The sequence below is a fragment of the Mesorhizobium sp. M4A.F.Ca.ET.090.04.2.1 genome (assembly GCF_003999085.1).
Lineage (GTDB): Bacteria > Pseudomonadota > Alphaproteobacteria > Rhizobiales > Rhizobiaceae > Mesorhizobium.
In genome coordinates this window covers 1-7,137 of the sequence record NZ_RZOT01000302.1, presented here as the reverse complement: position 1 = coordinate 7,137, position 7,137 = coordinate 1, and the positions used below count along the sequence as shown (strand labels likewise).

The following is a 7,137-nucleotide window of genomic DNA, read 5'->3' as shown; positions in this document are numbered from 1 at the left end:
AAGAAGGTCGTGGCGAGAAGGCCGCCTACGATGCCGCCCGTGCCGGCAATATCGAGAACCTGCGTGTCGGCGGCCGCGACGTTGATGGTGTCGATGGCGACGGTGGTGCCGGTGCGGTTGTAGGAAGCGACGATCTGCAGGTCGGAGGCGACGAGGCCGTCGTTCTGCAGCAGGTTCGAGCCGGCATAGCTGGCATTGGTGACCGACGACTTGATCTGCTCCTGGATGGCCTTGATTTCGGTCGCGATCTTCTGCTGGTTGTCCTGGCTGGCGCCGCGGGCGGTGACCAGCTTGGCCTTGATCGCGTCGACCTGGTCCTTGATGTCGGTGATGGCGGTGTAGGCGGTGTCGACCTTGCCGGCGCCGAGGCCGAGTGCGTCCTGCACCGCCGACAGCGCCTTGTTGTCGGAACGCATGCTGGTAGCGATCGACCAGTAGGCGGCGTTGTCGGAAGCGGTGGCGACGCGGTAGCCAGTCGAGATGCGGGCCTGCGTCGTTTCAAGCGCCTTGTTGGTGGCGTTTAGGCTCTGCAGCGCGGTCAGCGCCGCGGCGTTCGTCATGATACTTGCCAAGGTACACCCCTTCTCAAAGCAGGCATGCCTTACGCATGCCGGTCAACCCGTTTGGCGGGGGCGTCATGCCTGTCGACCAACTGGTCTGCCCGTCATAAGTGAATGGTTAACCATAACTAGCGCGACATCGTTAATGGCGCGTTAAAGCCATGCTTTGGCGAGGGAAAATGACAAGGGTTTCACAAATGAAAATCGGGCCGCGCTGATGGCGCGGCCCGATGCAGATGACTGGAGTTCAGGAGGCGATCAGCCGCGGAAGAGCGACAGGATCGACTGCGAATTCCCGTTGGCGATCGACAGCGCCTGGATGCCGAGCTGCTGCTGGACCTGGAGGGCCTGCAGGCGGGTCGATTCCTTGTTCATGTCGGCATCGACCAGCGAGCCGACGCCCTTGTCGATCGAGTCCGAGAGGTTCGACAGGAAGCTCTTCTGGGTGTCGATGCGCGACTTGGCGGCACCGAGCGATGCGGCACCGGTGGACAGCTTGCCAAGCGCCGTTTCAACGCTGCCGAGCGCGGTGTCGATGGCAGTGTCGGCGACAGCGGCAGAGCTCGGATCGAAGAAGGTCGTGGCGAGAAGGCCGCCGACGATGCCGCCCGTGCCGGCGACGTCGAGGACCTGCGTGTCCGCAGCCTTGACGTCGATGGTGTCGATGGTGACGGTCGCGCCGGTGCGGTTGTAGGAAGCGACGATCTTAAGGTCGGACGCGGCGAGGCCGTCGTTCTGCAGCAGGTTCGAGCCGGCGAAGTTGGCGTTGGTGACCGACGACTTGATCTGCGCCTGGATGGCGTTGATTTCGGTCGCGATCTTCTGCTGGTCTTCCTGGCTGGCGCCGCGGGCGGTGACCAGCTTGGACTTGATCAGGTCGACCTGGTCCTTGACGTCGTTAATGGCGGTGTAGGCGGTGTCGACCTTGCCGGCGCCGAGACCGAGCGAGTCCTGTACGGCCGAGAGCGCCTTGTTGTCCGACTTCATCGAGGTGGCGATCGACCAGTAGGCGGCGTTGTCGGAGGCGGTGGCGACGCGGTAACCAGTCGAAATACGCGACTGGGTGGTCTCGAGCTGCTTGTTGGTGTTGTTCAAGCTCTGCAGCGCGGTCAGCGCCGAGGAATTGGTCATGATACTGGACATGGCTACTCGTACCTTGATTTTACACGTGTTTTTTTGACATACCGGCTTTTCCGGTATGACGGTGCGGCATCATGCCAATGATCGTTGATTGAGATCACCCGCCATCTGGGGGGACTATGCTGGCAAGTCCCTACCAAAGGCCTAAACGCGACGGTTAACCGAAAATATATTGCAGGAAATCTGGGCGCGGCAGCGCGGCGCCAGTCAGGCAAGGCTGGCGATCAATATCGACAAGTCAGGTGAAGGATCGCACCAGGCTGCCGACAAGCAGGTTCCAGCCGTCGATCAGCACGAAGAACAGGATCTTGAACGGCAGCGACACCACGGTCGGCGGCAGCATCATCATGCCCATCGCCATGGTGATGGTGGCGACAATCAGATCGATGACCAGGAACGGCAGCACGATCAGGAAGCCGATCTCGAAACCGCGCCGGATTTCGGAGATCATGAAGGCGGGCACCAGGATGCGCAGGTCGACGGTGTCGCGCGAGACGGTCTGGCCGCGTTCGCGGGCAAGGTCGGCGAAGAGGTCGAAATCCTTGTCGCGCACATTGTGCAGCATGAAGGTGCGGAACGGGTCCGAGATCTTCTCGAACGCTTCCGCCTGCGTGATCTGGTTGTCCATCAGCGGCTTGACGCCGGTGTTCCAGGCCTGATCGAAAGTCGGCGCCATGACGTAGAAAGTCATGAACAGCGACAGCGAGATCAGGATCAGGTTGGCCGGCGTCGACTGCAGGCCGATGCCGGCGCGCAGGATCGAGAAGGCGATGACGAAGCGGGTGAAGCTCGTCACCATGATCAAAAGCCCCGGCGCCACCGACAGCACGGTGAGCAGGCCGAACATCTGGATCAGGTAGCCGACGGTCGTGCCGTCGGCCTTGCCGATGGCACCGAGATCCAGCTGCTGGGCCGCGGCGACGGAGGTGGCAAGGACCAGGAGCGTGGCGGCGAGAAGGTATTTTCTCATTCGAGCAGCAATGTCCTGATCAGAATCTGTTTGGCATGGCCGCCGCTGCGGATGGCGGCACGCTCCTCGAGATCGGCCTTCAGATGCTGGTAACCGCTGGCGCCTTCGATCTGATGCATCTTCAGCGTGCGCACCAGCGCCAGCAGATCCTGGCGGATCTGCTCGGTCATCTCCGCCGGCTGCGGCGTGTCGTAGAACACCGACGCCTCCAGCCTTATCCAGACCTCTGCCGGCGACGCCAGATTGGTGGTGATCGGCGCAAGCTGGACAAGCGTCGGTCCGGCCGCTTCCTTGCCGGACTCGGCCGGCCTCTCGGTATTGCCTTCGTTTTCCGGAGCCACCGGCACCGACGCCGGAGCATCGGTGCCCTTCAGATAGCCGCCGGACAGCCAGCCCATGCCGATCGCGGCGGCCGTCACCGCCACGAGCATGGCCAATTGGATGACCAGGGAAGGTCCCTTCTTCTGCCCGACTTGCTCGACATTGGCCATGGCGTAATTTCCCGAGCCTGCCCGTTTTAGAAGGGAAGAACCTGATCGAGGACCTGCTGGCCATAGGCCGGCTGCTGGATCTCGCTGACTCGGCCGCGGCCGCCATAGGAGATGCGCGCTTCGGCGATGCGTTCGTAGGAGATGGTGTTCTCCGCGCCGATATCGGACGGACGCACCATGCCGGCAATGGTGAGCACCCTGAGCTCGTAGTTGACGCGTACCTCCTGCGAACCCCTGATCATCAGGTTGCCATTGGGCAAGACCTCAGTGACGACGGCGGCGACGTTGAGCTCCAGGTTCTCCGAGCGCTTGATTTCGCCGTCGGCGTTGGTTTCGGTGCTGGAGCTCAGGCCGGCGTCGCCCTTACCGCTCGTGCTGTTGCCCTCCCATCCCAGAGTGACATCATAGCCGAGCTTGCGCGCGGCGGTGCGGCTCCTGTCGTTCTGGTTCTTGAAGTTGGCCTTGTCGTTTAGCTTGATGTTGACGGTGAGGATATCGCCTTCGCGCAGCGCCCTTGGGTCGGTGAACAAGCGGCTCTGGCGATCGTCCCACAGCGAGAATTTCTTGACTGGCGCCGCCGGTGGCTCGGGATAGCTGTAAGGCGCGGCCGCGCCATTGCCGATGCCGGAGCCGACCGGCGACAGCGCCGGTTCCCTGCCGACCTCCTTGAGATCGGTACCGCAGCCGGACAAGGCCGCGACTCCGACGAGGATGAGCATTTTGCGGATCATGACGGATCTGTCCTTCGCGCCGCGCTGGCCATGATGCCGGTAAGCGCGGCGGCCGCCTTCTGGTCCATTTCGTTGAGGATGACGCCGGCCTTGCGCGAATCCAGCTTCATCAGGATGGCGGCGGCCAGTTCGACATTGACCATCGCCAGGCGTTCGGCCGCGGCGTCCGGCTTCATGCCGGCATAGATCTTGACAACGCTGTCCTCGGCGCGCGCGAGGAACACCTCGCGGCGCTTCAGCCATTGCTCGTATTCGGCCCGTTTGTCCTCCAGCGCTTTCATGCGCTGGTCGATGCCGGCCTGCAGCTCCTTCAGCTCCTGCGCCTGCAGGGCGTAGCGGCGATCGCGGGCGGCGTCGGCGATGTTGGAGCAGAAGCGCTGTATCTCGCTTTCGTCCGGCGCCTTCTCCCGGGTCATCTGCTGGGTTGCAGCCGGCGCCTGCCCGCCGGGCAGCACCTGGCGCACGGCCTCTTCGGCGCGGGCTGCGCCGGCAGAAAGAAGCATGACGGCGAGGGCCGGGGCAATCAACGCCGGCCTGGCGTTGCGGTTCGGTTGGCGGGGAGCGATCATCGGCATGGCCTATTGGAGGACCAGATCGGCTTGCAGGGCGCCGGCCGATTTGATGCCTTGCAGGATGGCAATGATGCCGTCCGGCTTGACGCCAAGACGGTTGAGGCCAGAAACCAGCGTTTCGAGGTTCGGCCCGTCGAGCACTGCGACCCGCGCGTCGGGCCGCGTGGCCTCGATGGCGGTGAAGGGCTCTACAGCGGTCACGCCCTTGGAAAAGGGCTCGGGCTGGACGACTTTCGGCGCCTCGGTGATGCGCACCGTGAGCGTGCCGTGGCTGATCGCCACGCGCGAGATCTTGACGTTGTTGCCGATGACGATGGTGCCGGTGCGCTCGTCGATGACGACGCGGGCCGGCGTGTCCGATTCCACGACCAGATTCTCGATCTCGGCATAAAAGCGTGCCGCCGAGACGTTCTTCGGCCGCCTGATCTGGACGGTGCGGGCATCGCGCTCGGCCGCGACGCGCATGCCGAAACGCTGCGCGGTGTAATCGTTGATAGCGTCGGCGATGCGAATGGCGGTCGAGAAGTCGGGGTTGCGCAATTGCAGCGTCAGCACGCCCTGATCGTCGAACTCGGCTGGCACCGCGCGTTCGACGATGGCGCCGTTGGGGACGCGGCCCGCGGTCGGCACACCTTGCGTCAATTGCTCGGCCTGGCCCTGGGCGGTGAAACCGCCCACGATCACCGAGCCTTGGCCGACGGCATAGATTTCGCCATCGGCCGCCTTCAGTGGCGTCATCACCAGCGTGCCACCGGCAAGCGAGGTGGCGTCGCCCATCGAGGAAACGTCGATGTCGATGCGGGCTCCCGACTGCACGAAGGGCGGCATGTTGGCAGTGACGATGACGGCGGCGACGTTCTTGGCGCGCGCGCTGCCGCCTTCGGTGGCGATGCCGAGATTCTCCAGCATGGCGCGGATCGACTGCTCGGTGAAGGGCGAATTGCGCAGGCTGTCGCCGGTTCCCGCCAGGCCGATAACCAGGCCGTAGCCGACGAGTTGGTTGTCGCGCGCGCTCTGCAGTTGGGCGATGTCCTTGATGCGCGCCGCGACCTGGCCCGGCGGCAGCGTGCTTGGCCCGGTCGAAACGCGGAACATCCGCGTGGTGGTGGCCGGGTCATATTCCGGATCATTGAAGGCGCCGCCATTCTTCGCGGCAAGCTCGCGCTTGGCCTTCGGTGCGAGCCCGTCGGCCAACGCCGGCTGCAGACCAAGGGCAGCCGCCAGAAGAAAGGCAAGTCCGCGCATCATGAAGCGCCGACCATGATGGTGCCGTCGCCCATCACCGTGCCGGATATGATCTTGCCGCTGTCGACATTGCGGACCTTGACCAGGTCGCCGGCGGCGCCCGGCTGCAGGGTAACGCCGGAAGCCGAAATGGTCAGGGCGCCGGCGGTGAAATAGATCTGCACCGCAGCGCCCTGTTCGACGAGCCAAGCGTCGCGGATGGCGGCGGTCGGAATGTAGCGGCCCGGCAGCAGCGTGCGCTTGGCGACCTTGCCCTGGAGTTCCTGCGCGAGGGTGGCGACGGCCTCCGGCTTGTGCTTGCCGGGAACGAGCGTCACCTGCTTCAGGGCGGCAAGGTCGATCGTCTCGCCGGGATAGATGACCCGGTTGGGGATCAGCACGACATCGCCGGCGGCCTGACCGGTATTGCGGGCTGCGAGCTGACTGGCGTTCTGGTTGCCGGCCTGATTGTCGCCGGCTTCCTGGGCAAACGCCGGCACGCCGCCGGCCACCAGCGCGAGAGCCAGCGCGGCGCGGCGGAGCAGGGAGCGGTGGGCCGGCGCAAGCATGATCTGTTACCTGATGTTCTTGGACACGACCGAGGCCATGTCGTCGGCGGCCTGGATGACCTTCGAATTCATCTCATAGGCGCGCTGCGCCGAGATCAGTTCGGTGATCTCCTTGACCGGATCGACGTTGGACGATTCCAGGTAGCCCTGTTCGATCGTGGCGAAGCCGGGGTCGCCGGGCACGCCGACATTGGCCGGGCCGGAAGCCGCCGTCTCCTGGAACAGATTGTCGCCGAGGGGCGCCAGCCCCGCCTCGTTGGAGAAGTTGGCGAGCTGCAGCTGGCCGAGAAGCTGGAGATCGGTCTGGCCGTCGATGCGGGCGAAGACCTGGCCCGTCTTGTTGACGATGACCTCGACCGCGTCGGTCGGCACGGTGATGGCGGGGAAGACATTGGCGCCGTCGACCGTCACCAGCTGTCCGGTGGCGTTGGTGTTGAAGGCGCCGGCGCGGCTGTAGAGCGTGCCGCCGTCGGCACCCTCGATCTGGAACCAGCCCCGGCCGGTCAGCGCGAGGTCGAAGCTGTTGCCGGTGCTTGTCAGCTCGCCCTGGGTATGGACGTTGCGCACCGCCGTCGTCTTGACGCCGAGGCCGATCGAGACACCTTCCGGCACCAGCGAGGTGTTGGAGCGATTGGGCACGCCCTGCGTGCGGTCGACCTGATAGAGCAGGTCGGAGAATTCCGCGCGAGCGCGCTTGTAGCCGGTGGTGTTGATGTTGGCGATGTTGTTGGCGATAACTTCCAGGTTGGTCTGCTGGGCGTTCATGCCGGTGGCGGCGATGGCAAGTGCTTTCATGACGCGGTCCTAGATACTGATGCGGCTGATTTCGAGGTAGGCGGAGACAACCTTGTCGCGGATGGCGATGGTCGTCTGCAGGGCC

General features: G+C 64.4%; 9 protein-coding genes and 1 pseudogene. All 10 read right to left on the bottom strand.

Going from position 1 to position 7,137, the window contains the following annotated elements:
• A pseudogene (locus EN781_RS20525) lies at window positions 1–572 on the bottom strand (flagellin); the annotation flags it as partial.
• Window positions 573–818: 246 nt separating this feature from the next.
• Window positions 819–1,703, bottom strand: a complete 885-nt coding sequence (locus EN781_RS20520) for a flagellin (protein ID WP_126058481.1) — start codon at window positions 1,701–1,703, stop codon at window positions 819–821.
• Window positions 1,704–1,938: 235 nt separating this feature from the next.
• On the bottom strand, window positions 1,939–2,670 hold the full coding sequence (fliP, locus tag EN781_RS20515; RefSeq protein ID WP_126058482.1) for a flagellar type III secretion system pore protein FliP: 732 nt from the start codon (window positions 2,668–2,670) through the stop codon (window positions 1,939–1,941).
• Window positions 2,667–3,161 (bottom strand): flagellar basal body-associated FliL family protein, encoded by a 495-nt coding sequence (locus EN781_RS20510; RefSeq protein ID WP_126058483.1) that lies wholly within the window; start codon window positions 3,159–3,161, stop codon window positions 2,667–2,669. Before EN781_RS20510 ends, fliP begins: the two co-directional genes overlap by 4 nt.
• Window positions 3,162–3,187: 26 nt before the next feature.
• Window positions 3,188–3,892, bottom strand: a complete 705-nt coding sequence (flgH, locus tag EN781_RS20505; RefSeq protein ID WP_126058484.1) for a flagellar basal body L-ring protein FlgH — start codon at window positions 3,890–3,892, stop codon at window positions 3,188–3,190.
• Window positions 3,889–4,467: a MotE family protein gene (locus tag EN781_RS20500; protein ID WP_126058485.1), complete on the bottom strand. Its 579-nt coding sequence runs from the start codon at window positions 4,465–4,467 to the stop codon at window positions 3,889–3,891. The genes flgH and EN781_RS20500 overlap by 4 nt, the downstream gene beginning before the upstream one ends.
• Before the next feature lie 3 nt (window positions 4,468–4,470).
• A complete protein-coding gene (locus tag EN781_RS20495) occupies window positions 4,471–5,712 on the bottom strand; it encodes a flagellar basal body P-ring protein FlgI (RefSeq protein ID WP_126058486.1) in 1,242 nt (413 codons plus the stop codon).
• Window positions 5,709–6,257 (bottom strand): flagellar basal body P-ring formation chaperone FlgA, encoded by a 549-nt coding sequence (gene flgA / locus EN781_RS20490; protein WP_126058487.1) that lies wholly within the window; start codon window positions 6,255–6,257, stop codon window positions 5,709–5,711. The genes EN781_RS20495 and flgA overlap by 4 nt, the downstream gene beginning before the upstream one ends.
• Before the next feature lie 6 nt (window positions 6,258–6,263).
• Entirely contained in the window at window positions 6,264–7,052 is a 789-nt protein-coding gene (gene flgG, locus EN781_RS20485) for a flagellar basal-body rod protein FlgG (RefSeq protein ID WP_126058488.1), read from the bottom strand.
• Window positions 7,053–7,061: 9 nt separating this feature from the next.
• Complete coding sequence (locus tag EN781_RS20480; protein WP_281034384.1) at window positions 7,062–7,133, bottom strand: flagellar hook-basal body complex protein FliE; 72 nt, start codon at window positions 7,131–7,133, stop codon at window positions 7,062–7,064.
• Between the last annotated feature and the right edge of the window lie 4 nt (window positions 7,134–7,137).